17 protein-coding genes are annotated in these 22317 nt (G+C 55.4%); 4 read left to right on the top strand and 13 right to left on the bottom strand.

Annotation, left to right across the window (positions count from 1 at the left end; all coding sequences use genetic code 11):
- Positions 1 to 16: 16 nt before the first annotated feature.
- Together nrdF and nrdI are read right to left on the bottom strand one after the other, a co-directional pair.
- Positions 17 to 1069, bottom strand: a complete 1053-nt coding sequence (gene nrdF / locus CKROP_RS00085; RefSeq protein WP_012730704.1) for a class 1b ribonucleoside-diphosphate reductase subunit beta — start codon at positions 1067 to 1069, stop codon at positions 17 to 19.
- A 13-nt stretch (positions 1070 to 1082) separates the two neighbouring features.
- Complete coding sequence (nrdI, locus tag CKROP_RS00080; protein ID WP_012730703.1) at positions 1083 to 1526, bottom strand: class Ib ribonucleoside-diphosphate reductase assembly flavoprotein NrdI; 444 nt, start codon at positions 1524 to 1526, stop codon at positions 1083 to 1085.
- 241 nt (positions 1527 to 1767) lie between these two features.
- On the opposite strand from nrdI, the gene CKROP_RS00075 reads away from it, so the two are divergent.
- The gene (locus CKROP_RS00075; RefSeq protein WP_012730702.1) at positions 1768 to 2196 is read left to right on the top strand and encodes a pyridoxamine 5'-phosphate oxidase family protein; all 429 of its coding nucleotides are present in this window, start codon (positions 1768 to 1770) and stop codon (positions 2194 to 2196) included.
- A gap of 27 nt (positions 2197 to 2223) precedes the next feature.
- On the opposite strand, the gene CKROP_RS00070 is transcribed toward CKROP_RS00075, so the two are convergent.
- The 3 genes from CKROP_RS00070 to CKROP_RS00060 form a co-directional block, all read right to left on the bottom strand.
- Positions 2224 to 3912 carry an L-lactate permease gene (locus CKROP_RS00070; RefSeq protein WP_041628697.1) on the bottom strand — a complete coding sequence of 563 codons (1689 nt, stop codon included), beginning with the start codon at positions 3910 to 3912 and terminating at the stop codon, positions 2224 to 2226.
- A 403-nt stretch (positions 3913 to 4315) separates the two neighbouring features.
- Positions 4316 to 5572 carry an alpha-hydroxy acid oxidase gene (locus tag CKROP_RS00065; RefSeq protein WP_012730700.1) on the bottom strand — a complete coding sequence of 419 codons (1257 nt, stop codon included), beginning with the start codon at positions 5570 to 5572 and terminating at the stop codon, positions 4316 to 4318.
- 273 nt (positions 5573 to 5845) lie between these two features.
- Positions 5846 to 7090, bottom strand: coding sequence for an MFS transporter (locus CKROP_RS00060; RefSeq protein WP_012730699.1), 1245 nt, complete (start codon positions 7088 to 7090; stop codon positions 5846 to 5848).
- A 616-nt stretch (positions 7091 to 7706) separates the two neighbouring features.
- Here CKROP_RS00060 and CKROP_RS00055 point away from each other — a divergent pair.
- Complete coding sequence (locus CKROP_RS00055; RefSeq protein ID WP_012730698.1) at positions 7707 to 8417, top strand: S1 family serine peptidase; 711 nt, start codon at positions 7707 to 7709, stop codon at positions 8415 to 8417.
- Between the two features lie 92 nt (positions 8418 to 8509).
- Here CKROP_RS00055 and CKROP_RS00050 read toward each other — a convergent pair whose 3' ends face one another.
- Positions 8510 to 9310, bottom strand: coding sequence for an esterase/lipase family protein (locus CKROP_RS00050; protein WP_012730697.1), 801 nt, complete (start codon positions 9308 to 9310; stop codon positions 8510 to 8512).
- A gap of 108 nt (positions 9311 to 9418) precedes the next feature.
- Here CKROP_RS00050 and CKROP_RS00045 point away from each other — a divergent pair, with 108 nt between their 5' ends.
- Complete coding sequence (locus CKROP_RS00045; RefSeq protein WP_012730696.1) at positions 9419 to 10270, top strand: arginase family protein; 852 nt, start codon at positions 9419 to 9421, stop codon at positions 10268 to 10270.
- On the opposite strand, the gene CKROP_RS00040 is transcribed toward CKROP_RS00045, so the two are convergent.
- A complete protein-coding gene (locus CKROP_RS00040) occupies positions 10250 to 11626 on the bottom strand; it encodes a M18 family aminopeptidase (protein ID WP_012730695.1) in 1377 nt (458 codons plus the stop codon). The two genes, CKROP_RS00045 and CKROP_RS00040, sit on opposite strands and share 21 nt — an antisense overlap.
- Before the next feature lie 126 nt (positions 11627 to 11752).
- On the opposite strand from CKROP_RS00040, the gene CKROP_RS00035 reads away from it, so the two are divergent.
- Positions 11753 to 12199, top strand: a complete 447-nt coding sequence (locus CKROP_RS00035) for a DUF6918 family protein (RefSeq protein ID WP_012730694.1) — start codon at positions 11753 to 11755, stop codon at positions 12197 to 12199.
- A gap of 354 nt (positions 12200 to 12553) precedes the next feature.
- Here the strand turns inward: CKROP_RS00035 and CKROP_RS00030 are convergent, their stop codons facing one another.
- From CKROP_RS00030 to dnaA, 6 genes are all read right to left on the bottom strand, one after another.
- The gene (locus CKROP_RS00030; RefSeq protein WP_012730693.1) at positions 12554 to 13978 is read right to left on the bottom strand and encodes an amino acid permease; all 1425 of its coding nucleotides are present in this window, start codon (positions 13976 to 13978) and stop codon (positions 12554 to 12556) included.
- A 395-nt stretch (positions 13979 to 14373) separates the two neighbouring features.
- Positions 14374 to 16422, bottom strand: a complete 2049-nt coding sequence (gene gyrB, locus CKROP_RS00025) for a DNA topoisomerase (ATP-hydrolyzing) subunit B (protein ID WP_012730692.1) — start codon at positions 16420 to 16422, stop codon at positions 14374 to 14376.
- Between the two features lie 176 nt (positions 16423 to 16598).
- A complete protein-coding gene (locus tag CKROP_RS10405) occupies positions 16599 to 17324 on the bottom strand; it encodes a DciA family protein (RefSeq protein WP_012730691.1) in 726 nt (241 codons plus the stop codon).
- Complete coding sequence (gene recF, locus CKROP_RS00015) at positions 17317 to 18606, bottom strand: DNA replication/repair protein RecF (RefSeq protein ID WP_012730690.1); 1290 nt, start codon at positions 18604 to 18606, stop codon at positions 17317 to 17319. Before recF ends, CKROP_RS10405 begins: the two co-directional genes overlap by 8 nt.
- 50 nt (positions 18607 to 18656) lie before the next feature.
- Positions 18657 to 19841, bottom strand: coding sequence for a DNA polymerase III subunit beta (dnaN, locus tag CKROP_RS00010; RefSeq protein WP_012730689.1), 1185 nt, complete (start codon positions 19839 to 19841; stop codon positions 18657 to 18659).
- Between the two features lie 658 nt (positions 19842 to 20499).
- Complete coding sequence (dnaA, locus tag CKROP_RS00005; RefSeq protein ID WP_012730688.1) at positions 20500 to 22317, bottom strand: chromosomal replication initiator protein DnaA; 1818 nt, start codon at positions 22315 to 22317, stop codon at positions 20500 to 20502.

The following is a 22317-nucleotide window of genomic DNA, read 5'->3' as shown; positions in this document are numbered from 1 at the left end:
CCGACCTACACATCTGCTAAAAATCCCAGTCTGATTCTTCTGTAGCTTCGGTCTTCCCGATCACATAGGAGGCCCCGGAACCGCTGAAGAAATCGTGCGTTTCTGATGCCTCAGGCGTGAGTGCGGCCAAAATATCTGGTTCGGTCCGCTCAGCTTCATCCTCGTACAGGGCTGGATAACCGAGATTCATGAGAGCTTTGTTCGCGTTGTAATAGACAAAGGCCATAACACCCGCGAAGTTCGGACGCGAGGTGAATGAGGATTCTGCACTCTTGTGAGAATTATTGGGAGCAGTTATGCCACCATACAACTCACCAGAGTAAATTTTCTCCAAATTTAGAAGCTCGTCCACCAAAGAATACGTAAACTCTTGGAGCTCATTTTTCCTCTCCGGATGGGCATCGAGCCCCCGCTGAAATTTATAACCGGAATAATAACCGTGGACGGCTTTATCACGAAGGATCAGACGGATCATGTCCGCGGTGTTCATAAGTTTTGCGCGACAGCTCAACCACAATGGCAAATAAAAACCGGCGTATAAGAGCAGTGAACTCAACAGTGTGGCCGCCACTTTCCGCTTTAAAGGATCCCGGGCATAGTAGTGTTTCATCACCGTTGTGGCACGTCGTTGGAGGACAGTATTTTGAGTTGCCCACCCGTACGCGTCCGTGATCTCCGGAGTACTGCACAACGTACTAAAAACACTGCTATAACTCCTGGCATGTACGGACTGCATGAACGCGATGTTGGTATATACCGCCTGTTCATGCTCAGTTCTGCCATCCGGTATCTGGCTCACCTCACCCACCGTCGCCTGAACCGTGTCAAGCAACGTTAACCCGGTGAAGATTTTCACGGTGAGTTGGCGCAGATCGTCAGGTAGCGAATTCCAACTGGAAATATCATTAGACAGCGGCACCTTTTCAGGAAGCCAAAAGTTTCCCGTCAACCGCTGCCACACTTCCAAGTCCTTCGGATCTTGTAAGCGATTCCAATTCACCGGCCGCAACGGCTTCTCGGAACATTTGGCCCATTCAGCCGGGGTTATCGAATCATCGATATAGGACAAACCATTTTCCTCTCTAAAGAGTTTCTTTTTCTTCCACGCGTTTCCAGAAATCCGTCAATCCATTCCGAACTTTTTCAACGTCACGACTCGTCCCTAATAACTCGAATCGATAAAGCTCCGGAACATGGCATTTCGACGCAATCACTGGACCGGCGCAACAAAACGCGGCTCCGAAGTTTGTGTTTCCGCTGGTTATTACTCCGCGTAATAAGCGTCGATTCTGTTCGTCGTTGAGAAAGCGAATAACCTGGCGCGGAACCGCTCGGGCGATATCTCCTCCCCCATACGTTGGAGTGATAAGCACATACGGTTCCGACACATGGAGCTCGGGAGCTTTCAATTTCATTGGGATCCGGGCCGCGGGTAGGTGGAGTTTGTCCACGAAACGCGCAGTGTTGCCCGAGGCAGACGAAAAGTAGACAAGGTGGGTTCCAGGCGCACTAGATGAACTCGGCATAGTTCTCCCACATGGAGGCGGATAGATCTCATGGGGCTCGTTAATCCCCTCATTATTCAATGGCTTGAACTTTATCATTCATCGTGATGAAATAACAGCCTCTACGACGAACTCACGCGCGGAGACTCGCTCGCGGACCAGCGCATAAAGAACAACCTCAGCGCTAAAGCGCTACAGCGGGGGAGTTTCGTCGGCAAGCCTCTACCGAGGGCGCGAGTGTTTTCTGATGAAAGGACGCATGATGGCAACACTGACCGATCCCATGAAGGAAATGATCAGCCAACAACTTCCGTTTTTGGCGACGGTGACTGATGCTAAGACCCTTCGGCCTAATCTCGGCCCGAAGCGGTCGTTACGCGTGTGGGACGACCATACCTTGGTGTACAACGAGAACACCGGGCGCCAGCATTATGAAAACCTGCGCGAGGGCTCACTGGCCGCGGTCGCGGTGGTGGACTGGGCTGAACTCGATGGATACAGGTTTATCGGGCCGGCAGAAATCCACCGCACCGGCCCGGTGTGGGACGCGTGCCTTGCTTATGCGGAGGCTCACGGTTACGCCCCACCCAAGGCGGGTGTTTTAATCCATGTTCAGCAGATCTATACGTTAATGATCGGCGCGCATGCCGGGGAACTGATTGATAGCGATGACCCCGACTATCGCGTTTAAATGATTCCGACGTTGCCGAATCCGAGCTTACGGAATCATCCAGCTCAACACGGTTGCCTGCAACCCGTTGATGATACATAGCGCGATCAGAAGTCCGACGCTCCAGAGAACCACCTTCCGGAGAATCTCGGACTCACGCCCAACCAGGCCGACCGCCGTCGCCACAATGGTGAGGTTCTGGGGGCTGACCAGCTTACCGACGACACCACCGGACGTATTCGACGCAACCATGAGGGCAGGATCAACATTCGCTTTCACGGCAGCCGTCTGCTGAAGCGTCGAGAATAATGCGTTCGCACTGGTGTCAGAACCGGTCACCGCAGTGCCCAGCCAGCCGAGAATCGGAGCGAAGAACGCGAAGGCCGCGCCCACACCGGCAATCCATGTACCCATCGTGATCGTCTGACCGGACTGGTTCATGACATAGGCCAGGGCAACCACGGAAGCAACGGTCAAAATGGAGAATTTCATCTTCACCAAATTCTCCCAATAAGCCTGGCCCAAAACCTTCAAAGACACCCGGTACACAGCGGCAACAATGAACCCCGAGATAATCAGCAGAGTTCCTGGCGACGAGAGCCAGGTGAATTCAAACACGGTTGCGCCCGACACCTTGCCGCCTGCGGTCAGAATGTGGCCGTCCGAACCCGGCCAATGAATCGTGACATCTGTGCTCTTCAGGAAGTGTTTCACCGGATCGCACAACTCGGCCAGGGAGAAGACCACGAGAACGAGGAGATACGGGAATAGCGCCATGAACGTCCGGCCGGCGGTGAGCTCACGCTCCTCTGTTTCCTGCGCAACCGTCTCTGCACCTGCGATGTCTTGAGTACCAGCTTCCTGGTCCTCCTTGTGCCGTTCCACAAACAATCGCTCGCGGGCTTCTTCCGTTCCCCTCGGCTTCCACACGCGCAGCATAATCACGGTGGCGGCAACACCCATCAGAGCTGCCGCAATATCGGTCAGTTCCACCGAGATGTAGTTAGAGAACACGAACTTGGTGAGGGAGAACACGAGGCCAATGACGAAAGCGATCGGCCAGCACTCTTTCAAACCACGCTTTCCGTCAACCAGAATGCAGAGGAAGAGTGGGATAAAGACCGACAAAATAGGAGTCTGTCGGCCGACGATGGCACCAATGTGCTGGTAATCAATACCCGACAACGCACCAGCGGTAATGATCGGCGTTGCCACAGCACCGAAGGCAACCGGAGCGGTATTGGCCACCATGACCGACACCGCAGCGCGCATGCGGGAGAATCCGATGGTCAGGAGCATGACGCCGGTGATAGCCAGTGGGGCACCGAATCCGGCCAACGCTTCCAACATGCCGCCGAAGCAGAAGGCGATAAGAATTGCCTGCACGCGGGGATCGTCGGAAAGCCGATCGATGAGGGCTCGTAAGTCCTGGAAGCGGCCCGAACGAACAGTGATCTCATAGAACCAGATCGCAGCGATGACGATCCACATGATCGGGAAGATGCCGAAGACCGCGCCCTGGGTGGCGGCCAGGCCCGCAAGGTGGGCGGGCATTCCATACGCTGCGATGGCGATGACGAAGGAGACGGCCAGGGCGGTGAGGCCCGCCCAATGGGCCTTCCACCGCAGTACTCCGAGTGTGACAAAGATTGTGGCCAAGGGGAGGAAAGCTACCAACGCGGAGACAAATAAATTGTCTGCCAGCGGAGCCAAATCAGGCTGATAGGTGGAACTCATGACACCGGTTATTCTCACTTTTCAGGGGCATCACTGGGGGATGCCAAGGGACAAACTACGCATCACCCAGACTGCTTCTCACACACCAGCAGAAAATAGTGATGTACAACACATACGCGGTGAAGCCACCGTATTAGTCACATCTTCTACGATCACCCTAAACGGGACAAAATTCGTGATGATGTGACAACTAAAAACCACGGGAAACCGCATGTAGACGTCAGACAGGTCCCAATTTTTACCCCCAAATGGGAGCCTAAAGACGCAAACGGCTCACCGTGGCGTCGATCATATTCACTGGCAGCCAGGCGCGCGGCGCGAACAACCGCGCCCGTGGCGACACTGGAGGCTAGCCCTCACACTGGTGAAGGAATTGTGTAAGACCTAGCCCTCCCGCTGCGAGTTACACAGTTGCATCGTCGCGAGACGAGTCCACACGGTTAAACCGAGTGAGCTGCGTGACGTGCTGAGGACCTAGCTCTTCAATGCTCGTGACCTGCAACAGCTTCATGGTCCGTTCAATCTGCGACCGCAAGATTTCGATGGTCCGGTCCACGCCGGCACGGCCACCAGCCATCAAGCCGTACAGGTAAGCGCGTCCAATCAGGGTGAAGTCTGCACCCAGGGCCAGCGCGGCGACGATATCGGCACCGTTCATGATGCCGGTGTCCACCATGATCTCCACGTCCTTGCCGACTTCGCGCGCCACCTCGGGGAGCAGCAAGAACGGCACGGGAGCGCGGTCGAGCTGGCGTCCGCCGTGGTTGGACAACACAATCGAATCGACACCCAGGTCGGCGAGCTTCTTGGAGTCCTCAAGGTTCTGGACGCCCTTGACGGCGAGCTTGCCGGGCCACATCTCACGAATCGTCTTCAGGTCATCGAAGCTGATCGTGGGGTCCATGGCGTTATTGAGCAGTTCTCCCACAGTGCCGCCGGTCGAGCTCAGGGAAGCGAACTCCAGCGGAGGCGTCGTTAAGAAATCGATCCACCACCAGGGGCGAGGGATTGCGTCGACGACGGTCTTCACCGTCAACTGCGGCGGAATGGAAAAACCGTGGCGAACATCGCGCATACGGTTGCCGGCCACCGGTGTGTCGACGGTGAAGAACAAGGTATCGAAGCCGGCTTGTGCTGCGCGTTCAACCAGCCCGTAGGAGATTTCACGCTTGCGCATCACGTACAGCTGGAACCAGTTGCGTCCCGTCGGGTTGGTGGCCTTCACGTCTTCAATCGAGGTGGTGCCCAGCGTCGACAAGCAGAAAGGAATACCCGCTGCACCGGCTGCACCTGCGCCCGCAACCTCACCTTCAGTCTGCATGAGACGGGTGAACCCCGTCGGAGCGATACCGAATGGCAGGGAGGAGGGGCCACCGAGAATCGAGGTGCTCATATCGATCTCGGACGCATCCTTGAGAATGGATGGGTGGAATTCCACGTCCTCAAATGCCTTGCGGGCACGGGCGATAGAAATCTCCCCTTCTGCAGCACCATCGGTGTAATCGAACGCCGATGCTGGAGTGCGACGCTTCGCAATCTTCCGCAAGTCATAAATTGTCAAAGCGTTTTCCAAACGACGCTTCTTCAAATTCAGCTCGGGCTTTTTAAAGTGCAGATATTCCCTAATTTCTTTTGGATTCGGGAATTGACGCTGAACCACGGGGACTCCTATTCACAGGACGTAAATATAGACATGCGCAAGGCTCACTAACCTGACACCGATGTCGTCGCAACAAAAGCCCACGGCAAGCGGGTGAGGCACACGAGATTGCGCTAACTACATTGAGCCTAAACAATTGGTGAATGCATTAACAGTAGGTGTAACCATGCGGGGGTAGGCTAACTGCATTAATAGTGGGCGACGCACCAAGCGTGGCCATAATTACTTAACAAGCCTGCTTATTCGGGGGCGCGGTGGCGCGGGCTCTTGGGCTTAGGCGGCTGGGGCGTTGTTGCTTTCGAACGGACGCCATGCCCACCAGCCCATCGCCGTCGCGCACAGCACAACACCGAGAACGACCGCCACGACGGCACTCCACCCTGCCGCCGAATAACACGAAATCGGTGCTACCCCACCAATCGCACCGCCGATGTAGTAGCCCGTCAGATACAAGCCGACGCCGGTCGACCGGGCACCCGCGGCTAACCTCCCCACCATGAGCGTTCCAGCCGCCTGACCAGCGAACACGCCGACGCAGGACAACGCGAGACCAATGATCACCGTAGGAATCGTCGGAAAGAGAGTGAGGACGAGGCCGCCGACGCTCACGCTTTGCGAGGCAAGAAACGCCCGGCGCGGGCCCCACTTGTCCATCAGTGTCCCGAAACGTGGCGTCGTCACTGTCGGGATGAGGAATACGACAAAAATCAGGCCAATGGTGCTGGTAGAGAGGCTGAACGGCGGGTGCGCCAATGCCAGGGAGGCAAAGGTAAACGACGCAACCTGTTGGAACAGCAAGGCGAAGCCCACCAAGACTGACATGACAATGCGTGGTTTGCGTAAGAGCCGGCCAGCGTTGGCAAAGAACCCACCGACGCCGCGGTCCGCCGTTCGGATGAAGTGCCGCTCCGGCGGGAGACCCCAATACGTCACAGCCAGCGTCAGGACCAAGATAACCGCATTACCCAGGAACGATAAACGCCAACCGCCAGCCCAATCGGAGAGCACGGCGGCGACCATCCGACCCGAAAAACCGCCCAATGCGGTGCCCGCGACATACAGAGCGTTCAGAGTGGAGGCCGACCCGGGTTCATATTCCTCGCCGATATAGGCCACGACGACGGCGAAGACGAACGGACAACACATCCCCTGGGCGCAGCGGAACGCCAAAAGGGCCGGATAGGACCACGACGTCAACGCCGCCACGGTCATGACCGCCATCGCGGCCACAGCGGCCAGGATTACCCGCCGACGGCCAATCCGATCGGACAACATCCCCGCAAAAGGAGCCGTTATGGCGACGCCCGCCGTCGTCGTACTGATCGTCCAGGCTGCATCGGTGGTCGGAATATGTGCCCAGGCGGCGATCTCCCCCAGGATCGGCTGCGTCAAATAGAGGTTGAGAAGTGCGGTCATTCCTAATAGAACAACCGCACTTTTGGTAACGAGCGACACGTGGGTGTGTGGAGCATTGCTGACCGACGCGGAATCGGCACCGCCATCCGGAGTGGTAACCATATGACCTCCGAACGGCTACCGACGACCTACATGCATCACCTACAGCCTAATTTATGCGTATCGCTTTACAACTCGATACCAGCCCCCGGCGCACGCAGCTACCACCCACACAGCAAAGAGGACACCTGCCTTTTGCCAGCCTTCGATCGGCAACGGAAACTGTGTTTCCTCACCGATAAAACCAGGGGCATTAGATTACAATGTTATTCCCCATTCTCACTACGAAATTAAAACTGAGAACATAGACCGCGCAACACATGTTCTAGTTTTAGATAACGGTGCCAATCCCCTCAACTGTTTTACTTAAATCACCAATCTTTATTGAACTCGGGATGAGTTGATAATTTGTTTTCAATAACTCTAAATATGCTGTTCACAGTGCTTTAGCAGCACAACTCGTACAAAGCTCGTGCTATATCGTCGGCTAGTTCCTACCCAATTAAAAGCAGCAGATGTTTTAAACTACTGTTTTTCCTCACAGACAAATATCACAATCTCATTCATTTCACAGAAACGCCGTTTATGGCGTATCCTCATTCATTAGCTGAGAGAGAAACTCCAGCATCCAACATCGCCAGATTGGCATAATTTGCACATCATATTTTTTGGGGGAAAAGTGCGCCGTCTACTTCGCGCATCTATTGCCGCACTATCAATCACACTTGCTGCCGTTGGTATGCCCATGGCAGCCAACGAAGCTCACGCCGTTGAGCACCCAACGTACTCGCATCATCCATGGCCCGACGCCTCAAAGGACTTCAAAACCAAAGGCGTCTTCACAACTCCGAACAACCGCACCATCACCGTCCACCAAGGAGCTACTATTCGCTCCGGTAGCGGCGGAACGTGCAGTATCACGCTGATCGGAGACCGCACCGGATACACCGCAGAGCACTGCTCGCACGGTCGCTGGACTCGTGGCACCGAGATTTTTGACCAATCAAACCACCGCATCGGGCGAGTCGCGGCAATGAGCCGTGGTCTCGATGCTGTAAAAATCAACCTTGACCCCTCTGTCCGCGTCGACGGCCGCTGGGAAAAACGCGACTACAACACACTTAACGTGGGAGAACCTGTCCACGTCCTCGGACTCGGCCAGCGTTTCAACGAATCTCGCGTGACCGACCGTCCGCTCATGGGCTGGAACGGTCGCCCGAACACTGTGGCCCTCGTTTCACCTCTTAACTCCAAGCCCGGCACGTCGGGCGGAGCGATGGTCGATCGCTACAACCGCGTCATCGGAATTAACGTCGGCTATCTGGAGAATTACACCGGGAAATACGGTGCCTACATCCCGTGGAACGTAGTCGATTCAGAACTGCGATAAACACACGTGCTGGGTGCACCCCCACTCGCGCGGTGCACCCAGCACCATCCGCACCCGACATGTACCGTTTTCACGTACAGCGACCAGCTAAGTTACAGCCCGTCCTGGAAAATCGTATCTTTGGCCTGAATAGAGTCAATCGGCTCATCGACATACTCTCCAGTGCAGGTGTTATTCAACGCCGCAAGCACCGTGGCCGACACCTCAGACTGTAACGGTTCTATCGAGTGGTGGAACCCACCATTAATTAGTGGCGACGGAGACGCCACCGGCTTCATCCTGCATTGGCCGCCATCCAATCGGCCATCCGCCCACTCGTGTTCACCGCGAATAGCGTAATACTCCGTCGGACCAGGAGTATCGTCCCCAGCATTTAACCGGTTCAGATACTCCGAGCCTAGACACAAATCTTTAGCAGTACCACTCTGCACGCACGCGCCCGGACTTCCATACTGAGGAGACCCGATTGCGATATACCGAGCGATGTCCTCGGTCCCTCCTTGATGCTTCAGATACTCACGGGCACTAATTCCCCCTGCACTGTGCCCGACCAGCGAAATCTCTGCATCGGGATTATTCTCATGGACGCGATGAACTTCGTCGGCAATGAGATGAGCGTCGGCAACAACGTCGGTCCCTTTGAGAGCAAGAACGCGAGCATCATAGCCACCCGCCTGCAGGTTCGACTTTATTTTTCCGTACGGCAACGTGCCCACCGATTGACCAGGGAGAATAAAAACAACCGGGTGAGAATTCTCACTATGCACGTCGGTGGTCGTGGGAAGAGCGTCCCCCGCATCCCCCGCTTGAGCAGCTGGGGTGATGGCTCCACACACACCAGCACACGAGATTCCAACAGCCACGGCAGCAGCTTTCATTGTTTTAGGTAGCATGGGCTGAAATTACCAAGGAATATTAATTAACTCAACCTTACCTAGGCGCTCCTGCGCCCTAGTTTTCCGAACTACAATCGCTACCAAGCAATAAATATGGAGGACGTCATGAACACACTTCGGCTCCTATACCCAGATTTTGTTAGCGGCGGACTAGACACTTATTACTTTGGTGCCGAGCTACTGAAACATTTACTTCCACAGAATGACAATCAGCCTTGGAAGACAGTACCCATCGATCCGCCCGATGATAACCAACAATTACCCACAAAGAACGGTATTTACGGGCTCGACACCCTGACCCAAGGAATTCACTCAGCTCAATCAATCCTGGACGATAATCACCCAGACCGGGTCATCACCATCGGCGGAAGCTGCCTAGTTTCTGTCGCTCCCTTCGATTATCTTCATGGCGTCTACGACGACGTCGGAATCATCTGGATCGACGCTCACCCTGACGTATCCTCACCGGCCGATGACTATCCGTATGCCCACGCGATGGCATTATCGATTCTTCTTGGTGACGATTCTGTTCCACTGAGCGCCGAACTTCGGAATAAACCATTTCCCGGTGATCACATCCTCTACGTCGGCTTGCAAGATATCTTCGATTACCAACGCACCGTATTAGAGAACTACCAGGTGCCCTATACGGTTCAGAGTGACCAATTCTTGTCTACCCAGGCGGTTTCGGACTTTGCCCGCCGGTTTGACCACCTTGCTGTTCACTTCGACATCGACGTTCTCAACCCACGGAATTTCCACTCCACCTACTTCGCGAACCCCAACCTCACAGGTGATGGTTCCGGAGGCGGTTCGATGACAATGGATCAGCTCCAGACCATCCTGTCAGCCATCGACTCCGCAGGTCCAATAGATGGGCTCACGATCGCCGAGTATTTACCGTTTGATGAGGAACGTCTTCACGCGACACTCCGATCACTGTCCATATTCCAGTGATTCCATCGTCCACAACGCATCCATCGCCTTCGAGAGGGCGAAACAATCGTATTCGTGGCTCATTTCTCGCGCGGAGTGCATAGAGAGCAGCGGAATGCCGACGTCGACCGTCACCATTCCCAACCGGGTCGCCGTGATCGGCCCGATTGTCGATCCACATGGCATAGCGTTATTCGAAACAAACGCTTGGTGCTGGATACCCGCGGTCTCACAGGCGCGCTGCCAGATCGCCTCCCCTACGGCATCGGAAACATAACGCTGGTTAGCGTTAATTTTCACCATCGGTCCGCGCCCCATCATTGGGCGAGTGTCCGGATCGTGGCGTTCCGCGTAATTCGGGTGCACCGAGTGCCCCGCATCCGACGATATACACACGGAGCGAGCCATCATTCGCGCCTCACCGTCGGCGTCATAGCCCAAAGCGACGGCCGTCCGATGCAACACGTCCTCAAGGAACGGGCCTGCGGCGCCCGATCGAGTCCCAGACCCAACCTCTTCATGGTCATTCGCGACGAAGACCAGGATGTCGTCGCCAGGAATCGCGTCGGTATCCAGCTGATGTAAAACGTGAAACGCTGCGAATACCGATGACAAATTATCTTGACGGCCCGACGCAATGAACTGTGAGTGAGCACCAAACGTTGCCGCCTTCTGCGTCGGAACCAGCTTGAGGTCCCAGCCGATGATTTCGCGTTTGTTCGATAGGCCGGCGGACTCCGCGATGATGTCCATAATGTCGGCGCTATCGTCGTCAACCGTCCATACGGGATGAATATGCTTCTGAGGGTTGAGCTCTAACCCTTCATTGACCTTGCGGTCGAGGTGGATAGCCAGTTGCGGGACACGCGCGATCGGTTTCGTGCCCACCAGATGGGTGGCACCGGTTTTGTCGACAACTCGCCCGGCTACACAGAGCTCACGGTCGAGCCACGAACTTAATAAGGCTCCACCATAGACCTCGACGGCTAACTGTCCCCATCCATCGGACGTGGTGGACTGTGGCGTCGGTTTGAGAGCGAGTGCGGGGGAATCCGTGTGAACGCCGATAATGCGGTACGCGGGGTGGCGTGCACCGTCGTCGTTTTTGTTTTCCGCGTTGTTCTTGCCGACGCTCTCACGGTCCGTAGTGCTAGCCGACGCAGCCTGCGGCGGAATGACATAAGCGATCATTGCACCATCACGAACGACGTAATGTCCCCCAGGCCTAACATCCCACGGGTCGGTTTCCTTCTGCGCGTGAAAGCCCGCTTGATGAAGCCCCGCGGCCATCACCGCAACAGCGTGGTAGCTCGTCGGCGATTGATCCATGAAATTCATGTACGCGTTGATGTACTGGTCTGAGTGGGATGAAGACATATGACGATCATAAGCCCGCGAGTGAGGACGCGCGTCAACCCGTAGGTTTATCTGTGCAGCCGTGGTTGACCTCCCCGTTTAGCGCGATGCCACAACCTGACGGTTTTTTGGCTAGTCTTAGAGCCTATGTCTGAACTTTCCGATATTTTGACGAAGGATGGCACTCGGGAACCCGTGGTCGCTGACCTAGCGGAATCCACCGAGAATTCCATCAATAACCTTTCCGGGCTCTCCGGTAAAGCGATTAAGACGGCATTCAGCGGCACCGTCAAAGCCCGGCCCAATCTGGTCAAAGACATGACCGATCGTCTTTTGCCCCACCTCACTGATCGTCTGAACCCCTACTGGCAGGCCTACCAAAATGGCAAGCCGGAAGGCGGCTTTGGTAAATACCTCGAGACGCGGTCGGATGAAGTCACGAAGGATTTAGCGGACCTAAGTGATGAGCGCATGGGGAGCATTAATAACTCAGGTGCTCAGAAAATCTACAAAACCTTCCGGGGGAAGCTCGAAGGGATCGTCGAGAAGGGCCTCCCCGACCTCGGCGACATTATTGAGAAGCACGCTTCTTAAGAGCAGTTCTTCGCATCGGTTCACAGCCGAGGTTGCTAAAGGTGGCGTTGATAAAACCGACGCTGCGTAAGGGCAACGACCTCTACGTTGGTGTCACAGTATTTATGAGCGTCAGAAAATTTAATACCCAGCCGTTTCCGTTCTGGATCGGCTGGGTTATTTTTATGTACTTATTCCTGTGGACCTGAATGGGCTCGGCAGGCTCGACGGCTCCGCAATGTTTCACGTGAAACATTTACTTCTAGTCAGCTCGGTGGGAGGACGTGACAACTCCAACCGCCGACGCTGGCTGCGTCGGCGGTTGGAACGTCGGGAATGATGTGGCATCAATGAAGACGCGACGGCTCCGCGGGATTAAACGTGAGATTTCTCTGCGTCACGTGTAGCGAGATAGTCCTCATAGGTTTGCCGGCCTCGAACTACCCACACGACGCTCATTAGGGCCGTCCACGCCACACCAACAACGAGCGCCAGCCGTGTATCGTCGGAAAACATCATCATGATAATCGTGATAACGACCATGGCGAGAGCGAAGTATTGACCCCATGGCCACAGCGGAACCGGATAGGTCAGGTCTTTGTTGGATGGTGCTTGGTCCCCTGTTCGGCTGGCAAGGTGAGCCAACAAAATCATGAGCCACACGAAGACCGTCGCAAAGGTCGCTAGAGCAGCAATCACGAGGAACACGCGCTCTGGGATCAGGAAGTTGATGACCACGCCTATCACGAGAACCCCGAGCATTACCGTGGTTGTAAAGATGGGCACACCCTTGGCCGATGTTCGGGCAAAAGAACGTGGAGCTAATCCCTCGGCCGCCATTCCGTGAACAACACGGCCTGCGCCGAAGAGATCTGAATTAATGGCAGATAGTGCTGCGGTGATAACCACAACGTTGAGCAGAGCTGCAGCCCAATTCACACCTAGATCGTTAAAAATTTGTACGAATGGTGAGGACTCGCCATTGATCGAGGACCAGGGGTTAATGGTAACGATCACCGCGATGGCCAACACGTAAAACAGCAAAATACGTATCGGCACCGAGTGAATGGCCTTCGGAATCGTTTTGGCAGGATCTTCGGCGTCTCCGGCGGTTACCCCGATGATCTCTGAACCGCCGAATGCGAACATGACGACCACGAGCGCCATTGCCATCCCCCATGGCCCGTGAGGGAAAAATCCGCCATGCGACCACAAGTTATGAACGCCGGAATCAGCATGGTTGCCTAAACCGAAGATTAGGATGATCGTGCCACCGGCGATCATGGCTACGACTGCGGATACCTTGATGATGGTGAGGCCGAATTCTAACTCCCCGAAGAGCCGTGAACTTGTGATATTTACAGCACCGACGATGAGTAAGGTCACCGCCACCCATACCCATTGGGGCGAGTCGGGGAACCAGAATCTCATATACGTTCCGATAGCGGTCAGGTCCGCAAGGCACACGATCACCATTTCGAACGCGTACATCCAGCCTGTGATGTACCCCGACCACGGACCGAGGAAGATGCGGCAATATTCGGCGAAAGATCCTGACACAGGCATTCGCACTGCCATTTCACCTAGGGCGCGCAACATGAAATACACCACCGCGCCGCCCAGGAGATAAACCAAAAGCACGGCTGGCCCCGCTGACTGAATGGCATCAGCCGAGCCATAAAACAGACCTGTACCAATCGCAGATCCTAGGGCGATGAAGTGAACGTGCCGAGCACTCAGTCCCCTTTTTAATCCTTTATCACCGGATGATGATGTTTCTGTTTTTGCGTTACTGCCCATACATAAAAATCCTTTACCGTTACGCAGTAGACTTGCTTGAATTTCATCCAGCGAATGGACGATGTTTCACGTGAAACATTATTCCGTTTCCACGCAAGAACCACGTGGTGGCAACCCATAGTTTCTCGCTCCCATAAGTTAACCACCTCGACGACGTTGAACTGACTAGAGGTCTCGTATTGAGATCTTGAACAGAGACCACTTCCCCACACCCTCTCCCCGTCAATGTTTCACGTGAAACATTCGACACCGCCCCCCCACCCGGCCAAAACCCACGAAACCACCCCGTAAATTATTTCGTCACACTGACTTAAATAGACTAAAGCGGCTGATCGCTACAATCAGCCGCTTAAAGGTCGATATTTTCGTCTCCGGAGCCGAGTCCGACCGGCCAACTAAATATCCAAGAAACGAACATCCTTCGCGTTACGCGTAATGAAGCTGCGGCGGGCGATGACGTCGTCACCCATGAGGACCGAGAAAATCTCGTCCGCCTTGGCGGCATCCTCCAACTGCACCTGACGAAGAATACGGATCGAGGGATCCATCGTCGTTTCCCACAGCTCCTTGGGGTTCATCTCACCCAAGCCCTTATAGCGCTGGATGCCATCATCTTTGTTGATCTTCCGGCCTTGCTCCAGGCCTTCCGCCAACAATTCATCACGTTCCACGTCGGAGTACGCGAAGCCGGGAGCACCCTTGCCCCACTTCAGCTTGTACAGCGGTGGCTGCGCCAGATAAACGTGGCCCTCTTCCACCAGCGGACGCATAAACCGGAAAAGCAAGGTCAGCAGGAGGGTTGCGATGTGCGAACCGTCAACATCAGCATCGGCCATCAGGATGATCTTGTGATAGCGCAATTTCTTGATGTCGAACTCATCGTGAATTCCGGTTCCCAACGCGGTGATGATCGCCTGAACCTCGTTGTTCTTCAGCACGCGATCCAGCCGCGCCTTCTCAACGTTCAGAATCTTCCCTCGAAGAGGAAGAATGGCTTGGTACATCGAATCACGGCCCGATTTAGCCGAACCACCAGCGGAATCACCCTCCACAATGTAAAGCTCAGAAAGCGTCGGGTCTTTGGATCGGCAATCGGCTAACTTACCTGGCAGGCCGCCCAAATCCGTTGCGGACTTACGACGAACCAAGTCCCGGGCTTTGCGGGCCGCCACGCGCGCCTGCGACGACGATACCGCTTTGTTGACAATAATCTTCGCTTCGGCCGGGTTTGATTCAAACCAGTGGCTGACGTTCTCAAAGACCTGTTTCTGGACGAAGCTCTTGACCTCGGTATTTCCGAGTTTCGTCTTCGTCTGGCCCTCGAACTGCGGGTCGGCCACTCGAACAGAGATGACGGCAGCGAGACCTTCGCGGCAATCGTCGCCACTCAAGTTAGGTTCTTTATCCTTGAGTAGCTTGTGCTCGCGCGCGTACCTATTCATTAACGACGTCAGCGCGGCGCGGAAACCTTCCTCGTGGGTTCCGCCTTCAATGGTGTTAATGGTGTTGGCGAACGTGTGGACGCTCTGGGCGTAGCCAGAGTTCCATTGCAGCGCAACCTCGACCTCGTGCTCGTCGCCCTTGGCGTCGAACGTGATGATCGTCGGGTGTATCGCGGTCTTGGTCTTGTTGATGGAGGCAACGTAGTCCTTTAACCCGTCGGGGTAATGGAACGTCTCCGTCCGCTCTTTGGACTTCTTGGCTTTCTGCTCGGCATCGGCAGCCGCTTCCTCAGCGGATTTCGCCGCAGCTGCTTCCTCGACAGTGTCGTCGGCATCCTCGGGTGTCTCGGTCGCCTGGCTACGCTTGTCGGTCAGCGTGATGTAGAGGCCCTTATTAAGGAAGGCCATCTCCTGCAGGCGCCGTGCGATCGTCTCGAACTTAAACTCGGTTGTCTCGAAAACATCCGGGTCCGGCCAGAATCGGATCGTCGTCCCTGTTCCGCGGGCTTTTTTGCCTTGGACTAGCTCGTCCGGAATCGCGTCGGTGAAGTTCTGGTACCAGCGGTAGCCATCACGTTTAATTTCGGCTTCAACCCGGGTGGACAGGGCATTGACGACGGAAATACCGACGCCGTGCAAACCACCGGACACGGCGTACGAGTCGTTGTCGAACTTACCGCCGGCGTGGAGTTGCGTCATGACCACTTGGACGGTGGGTGCTCCCGAGGGGTGCATCGAAACGGGGATGCCACGTCCGTCGTCGACAACTTCGATGCCTCCATCTTTCATAATGGTGACATCGACATGCGTGGCGTACCCGGCCATGGCTTCATCGACGGAGTTATCGACGACCTCCCACACGAGGTGGTGTAGGCCTCTTTCTCCGGTCGAGCCGATGTACATTCCGGGTCGCTTGCGGACGGCTTCGAGCCCCTCGAGAATGGTGATCGATGAGGCGTCGTAGTCGTGCCTTGTGTTATTTTCGGCAGCATTTTCGGCCACGATGTAGCAGCGCTCCTTTACTTTTCACAGTTGCCCACCATCATACCCGGTATCCCCCCTCAGTTGAACGCCTACCGGGCGTGTAGGGCCCGTATGACGCGATTTTCGGGCTCATATGTCGCGGGGACTATTCCGGAAATCGCTTACCAGTGGAATTTCCCCGCGCGTGTGTCCCACTATCCATAGGTATCGCGTGGTCCCCGACCCTTGACATGTAGCGGTCCATGCCGCCACGACGGTGGCCGCGGACCAAAGATTTTCACGGCAGTAATCACGTCGGGTCCCACGTGGTGTGCAATTCTGCTCAGCAATTCTGTTTGTAAATATCGCAGTTCAGAGGCCTTGGCGGTGGAATCACACTCAAGAAACAGTGTCGTGTCTTTGATCATCCTTATTCTGGAGTGCGCCCCTAAGTAGTCGCCCGCGACCGTCGACCAGTTAGCAGTAATCCACCCGTGAGAAATTTTCTCCGTCCACCCGCGGCGCACGACTTCCCGATTAACGATACTGCCCAGGGACTCATACCGGCGCGTATTTTTCCGACGATGACCATCGGGCCCCGTGGGATACACCCGGGATGTGCGCGAAAACTCACGAAAAACCGACGTTGCGCTGGTAGTTTTCGCTCGCGGTAAGCCCTGAGAATTTCTAGAATTCTTGTCCTTATCGACTTTTTTGCCGACGCTTCCTTCGCCGGATTTATCGGTGGTCTTGTTGTTTACACCGTCTTTGTGGGCAGCACTGTTTGTACGAGAAACCCCGTTTTTGCGGGTCGCGCTGTCTTGGTCAGCGTTATGTCCTGTCGGCGTAATGGACTGAAGGACTTTCCGCATATTGGGAGGCATGGGCACGCGGCCGTGCGAATAGACGCGGGCGAGCGCTTCGGCGACGGGGTCATTCATGAGCGTCGCCTCCTTCGTCATCGGTGTCCGTCGCGGTACCCTCCGTCGCTCCACCATCAGCCGAATCATGAGTGATCCGGGACGATCGGATGTCTGAATCGTCAACCGTCGACGCTTCCACTGTCAGAACACGAATATCGCTATTCACCAGGTCCTGCGGTAAGTCGTCCCCGACGGCCGCGGTAACCAACGTTTGTTCAGCATCCTTAGCAACAGTGGCCAGCGCGCGACGGCGGGCGGCATCTAACTCCGCGAAAACATCGTCGAGAATAAGAATGGGGTCCGTACCCTGCTCACGTTGCCATTCAAAGGAAGCCAAGCGCAGTGCCAGCGCAAATGACCAAGATTCGCCGTGGCTGGCATAACCTCGCGCTGGCTGAGTTCCTAACAACAATTCGACATCGTCGCGGTGAGGACCACACGTACTTGTCCCCCGCTGAATATCGGTATCCCGCCGGCGAGCCAGCTCTGATAACAACACTGCTTCAATGACAGGTGTCGCTCCTGCAACATCATTGGCGACGGTCTCTGGCGTAATCCCTGCCTCAACGAGGGCCTTGTCGACGGTGGACCGGTAGGTGATCTGGGCAGGTCGAGACTCTGGTGCTAACCGCTGGTACGCGTTTTTTACGTACGGCGAGAGCACGTGTGCCAAGACAATCCGCTGCGCCATGACCTGTGCGCCGGCCGCTGCCAGGTGCGAATCCCATGTATCCAATGTGTCGAGAGCGGAGTCAGAGTCATTACCTCCTCCATATCCCTGTCGGAGGGTTCTCGATGCCCGTTTGAGCAGCGTATTGCGCTGACGAAGGATCTTATCGTAGTCGGAGCGAGTGCCTGCCCAGCGAGGAAACCGCCCAATGAGGAGATCGTCAAGAAAACGCCGTCGGTGTTCGGGTTCCCCACGTACTAATGCCAAATCTTCCGGCGAAAAAAGGACCGTTTTGACAATTCCAAGCAGCTGACGCGGGCTTTTACACGGGGCACGGTTAATTTGTGCTTTGTTCGATCCGCGCGCCTTAATCAGCATATGGGCGGTGAGTTCCCGGCCACTATTGATGGCCGTTGCCGAGACCGTCGTGTACTCGCGCCCCTCGCGAACCAGCGGCGCATCCGTCGAAACGCGGTGCGAACCCAGGTGGGCAACATAGTCAAGTGCTTCCACCACGTTGGTTTTTCCATGACCATTCGGCCCTGAAAACACAGTAATTCCCGGGCCGAGGTGAAGATCCAGCTCTGGCCACGACCGGAAATTACGTAATTGCAGCGCACGAATATACACAGGTGGGATGCCTCGTGGGATGGGAACAGCGTCGAACAGAAAATGTGCCTTTAGCCTGGTAGCCGGACTGGCATCAGGAGGTAGGTGAAGTATGTCGATGGCGTTGGGAATTGGCCATCACTATCCTGCTCAGGCATGGTTTCTGGCTCGGGGATCAAGATCGCCGGGCGGGAAGGCTGAGTAAACCCAAACACCACATTCTTGGTATCGATCGAGGCCAAGCCCTCTTTCAGATAATTCGCGTTGAACGCGATGAGAAGTGGCTCGCCGGCAAATTGAGCGGGCAGGGTCTCCTCCGCGGTTCCTGCCTCAGAACCCCCGGCTGATAGAACAAGCTGGTCCTCCGAAAACTCAAGTTTGACCTGGGCATTTCGTTCAGCGACCAGGCTGACGCGTCGGATAGCGTCCAATAATGGCGCGATTTCCACGATGGCCATGGATGAGTGGCTCTTCGGTAACAACGGCCGGAACTTGGGGAAGTCGGCGTCGATCAGCCGTGTTGTTGTTTGCCGATTCTCCGACACAATGCCCAAAAGTCCATCTTTGCCGACGTCCTGGGCAGCGCCCATCGCTAGTTGGATGGGATCGTTCAGGCGAGTATCGAGGGTACGGGCAGAATCGGCCAAGGTACGTGCCGGGATAAGGATCTCCGCGTCGACGTCGGGTGACGACGGTTCCCACGTAAATTCACGAACGGCTAAACGGAATCGGTCAGTCGCGGCGAGGACGACGTTATCCCCTTTGACCTCCATTTTTATGCCCGTGAGCATAGGCATGGAGTCATCTTTGCCCGCTGCCGACGCAACCTGACCAATGGCAGCAGTGAAAACATGCGGATCAATATGCCCGGTCTCCTCCGGTAATGACGGGAGTTCCGGATAATCCTCAATGGTCATGGCAGGTAATTCGAAGTTCGATTGCCCGCATGTCACATGAACTTTGGTGCCGTCGACGGAGATAGCGACATCTTTGTGTGGAAGTGACCCAATAATGTCATTAGCTAATTTACCGGCGACGAGGACCTGCCCGGGTTCAAGAACCTCGGCTGAAATTCGCACGCGAGTGGAGACTTCGTAGTCGAATCCGGCAAGGAGCAAGCCCTCGTCGTCGGCGGTCATCATGACACCGCGAAGAATCGGCTGAGTTGGTTTGCTCGCTAAACTACGCGCTACCCAGCTGAGGGCTGCGGATAAGTCATCTTTCGCTACCCGAAAAGAAACACCATTGGCTTCCATTGTTACTCCGTGTTCATTGAGTCAGTCGTGGTTGTGATCGTTGTCGTCATCGTGGAGTGATGCACGTTTGGATGTTACCTACTCCTGGTGACAAACCCGAGTCACTTTTTGTTATTTCAGCCCGCAATTGATTCTTCATGTCACTAGCGCATCTGCTGTTAAGTACTCTCAGCTTAGGGCTGCAACTCTGCTTTGATCTGGGTTATCCCCACACAAGGCCGGGCCCTATTTCTTTAACTCATTTCGCTGAAAGAAAAAGCGGTAGTAGCAATAGGGGGTGTGGAAACAGTGGATAACCGGGATTGTCGCTTGTCATTGTCGATGTTGGGTTGTGGATAAACTGGGGATAATGCTGTGGATAAATTGGGGTGGTCTGTGGAGAACCGGGGTGGGGATCATTTTATTCACAATCGCGGGTTAGTTATCCCCTGTTATATCCACCGTTTTGGGGCAGTTATCCACAGGAGCATGTGCCAAAAATTTGTGGCCACCGACCTTATTTTAGCAATAGTGTTACAAAGTGAGTTGTGACCGAAATCATGAAATAACAAAGTTGTAATTACACAGGTGTGGATAACATTGTGGATAAGACGAAATTTCGACAAACGCGCAGGTCAGCGTGCCAAGTTATCCACAACAGGCCTAAAACACCAGGAAGCTACCGAGCCTGATCTTTGATGCGCGCGGTGATTTCTTGGATGGCCTCATTCGTCGAGCGCTTCTCGCTCATTTCTTTCCGAATCTTGCGCTCGGCATACATCGCAGTGGTGTGGTCACGTCCGCCGAACTTGTTGCCCACCTTGGGCAGCGAAAGGTCCGTCAACTCCCTGCACAAGTACATCGCGACCTGCCGCGCGTGGGCAATGGGCCGCGCTTTACCAGGACCGGTCAGGTCAGCCGTCGTCAAGTTAAAGTATTCCGCGGTCACGGACATGATCGTCGGCGCCGTAATCTCCACCACCTCAGGGGCGACCAGGTCTTGAAGCTGATCGCGAGCCATCTCGAGGGTGACGGGTGTGTGCTGGATCGATGAAACAATGAGCACTTTATTCAGCGCGCCCTCGAGTTCACGCACCGATTCGGCCTTCTGTTCCGCGATAAATGACAACACTTCGCTGGGGACCTGCGCGTTTTCCCGCTCCGCTTTGAGCCGCAGGATGGCAATGCGCGTTTCTAGGTCAGGCTTCTGAATGTCCTGCGTGAACCCCCACTGAAAGCGGGTCCGGAGCCGAGGTTCTAGCTCCGTCAGCTCCTTGGGCGACCGGTCCGAGCACAGCACGATCTGCTTTTGTGCCCCATGGAGGGCATTGAAGTTGTGGAAGAACTCGATCTGAGTCTCGGGTTTCCCAGCCAGGAACTGAATATCGTCCACCAGCAGGATGTCGAAGCTCCGGTACTTCCGTTTGAAGTCCTCACCTCGGTTGTTGCGGATCGAGTTGATCCACTCATTCGTGTATTCCTCGATCGACACATACCGGACACGCAGATTGGGCCGCAGCTCAAGGGCTCGATGCCCAATGGCGTGAAGAATGTGGGTCTTCCCCAGCCCCGAGCCACCCCAAATAAAGAGCGGATTATAGGCCTGAGCAGGGTTTTCCGCGACAGCGATGGCCGCAGCCCGCACTACTCGGTTCCCCTCACCGGCGACGAGATTGTCGAAGGTGTAGTTCTCGTTTAACCATGATCGCTCGGAGTCAGGTTTTTGCTCTTGCCGACGCTGGGGCCGCGCATTGTTGATGTACCCCTCGTTCCACGGCTGCGGGGCTGTTTCCGCAGGTGTGTCATAAGAATTGCCGACGTGGGCGTCTCCGCTGTTGGAGTAAGCGGGTTCGGTGGGTGTGGCGTCGGGATAGGTGGATGGACGCTCCCCCTGTGGGGAGCTATCGGGGTACTGAAGAACGTAGGGATCGTCCTCATATGAGGTGGGCCGGGGCATCTCATGCGAGGGTTGCGTGTTCTGTTGTGCGACGTTTTCGCTGGGTGTGCCGGTTTTGGGGCCCGTGTTGAGTTGTGAAAAATCGTGGTACGACTCTGCAGAGCGAGTTTCGGTGGGGCGAGACTGCGTTGTGCGTGGTTGCGTGGGAGGAGTTTCCGCACGAGGCGGCTCTGTGCGGGGAGGTTCTGCCGAAGAATCGTCCGTCTCCGTAGCAGCAGAATTTATCGAGATAGCTAGTTTTATTGGCTCACCAATAGCTGCGGTGAGTTCGGCGGAGATGATATCGCCGAGTTTGCGCTCGAAGACGCTTTTGGCCGTTCGGTTAGGGGTGGAGATAACGGCGACACCGCCGATAAGACCGACGGGGGCAGCTTGCTTTAACCAGGCCTTATCTTGAGGGGTAATTCGTGTCCCAGGCGCTTGACCTGGGATATCCTCGCGTGGATTCATGGCCATCAGCTGTGCGACAACGTTATTCCACGTGTTGAAAAAGTCCTCGCTCGCCTGTCCAAATTGGTGAGGGCTGCCCCCAAGGTCCAT

It is taken from the genome of Corynebacterium kroppenstedtii DSM 44385 (assembly GCF_000023145.1).
GTDB lineage: Bacteria > Actinomycetota > Actinomycetes > Mycobacteriales > Mycobacteriaceae > Corynebacterium > Corynebacterium kroppenstedtii.
This window is presented reverse-complemented; position numbering and strand designations above follow the sequence as displayed.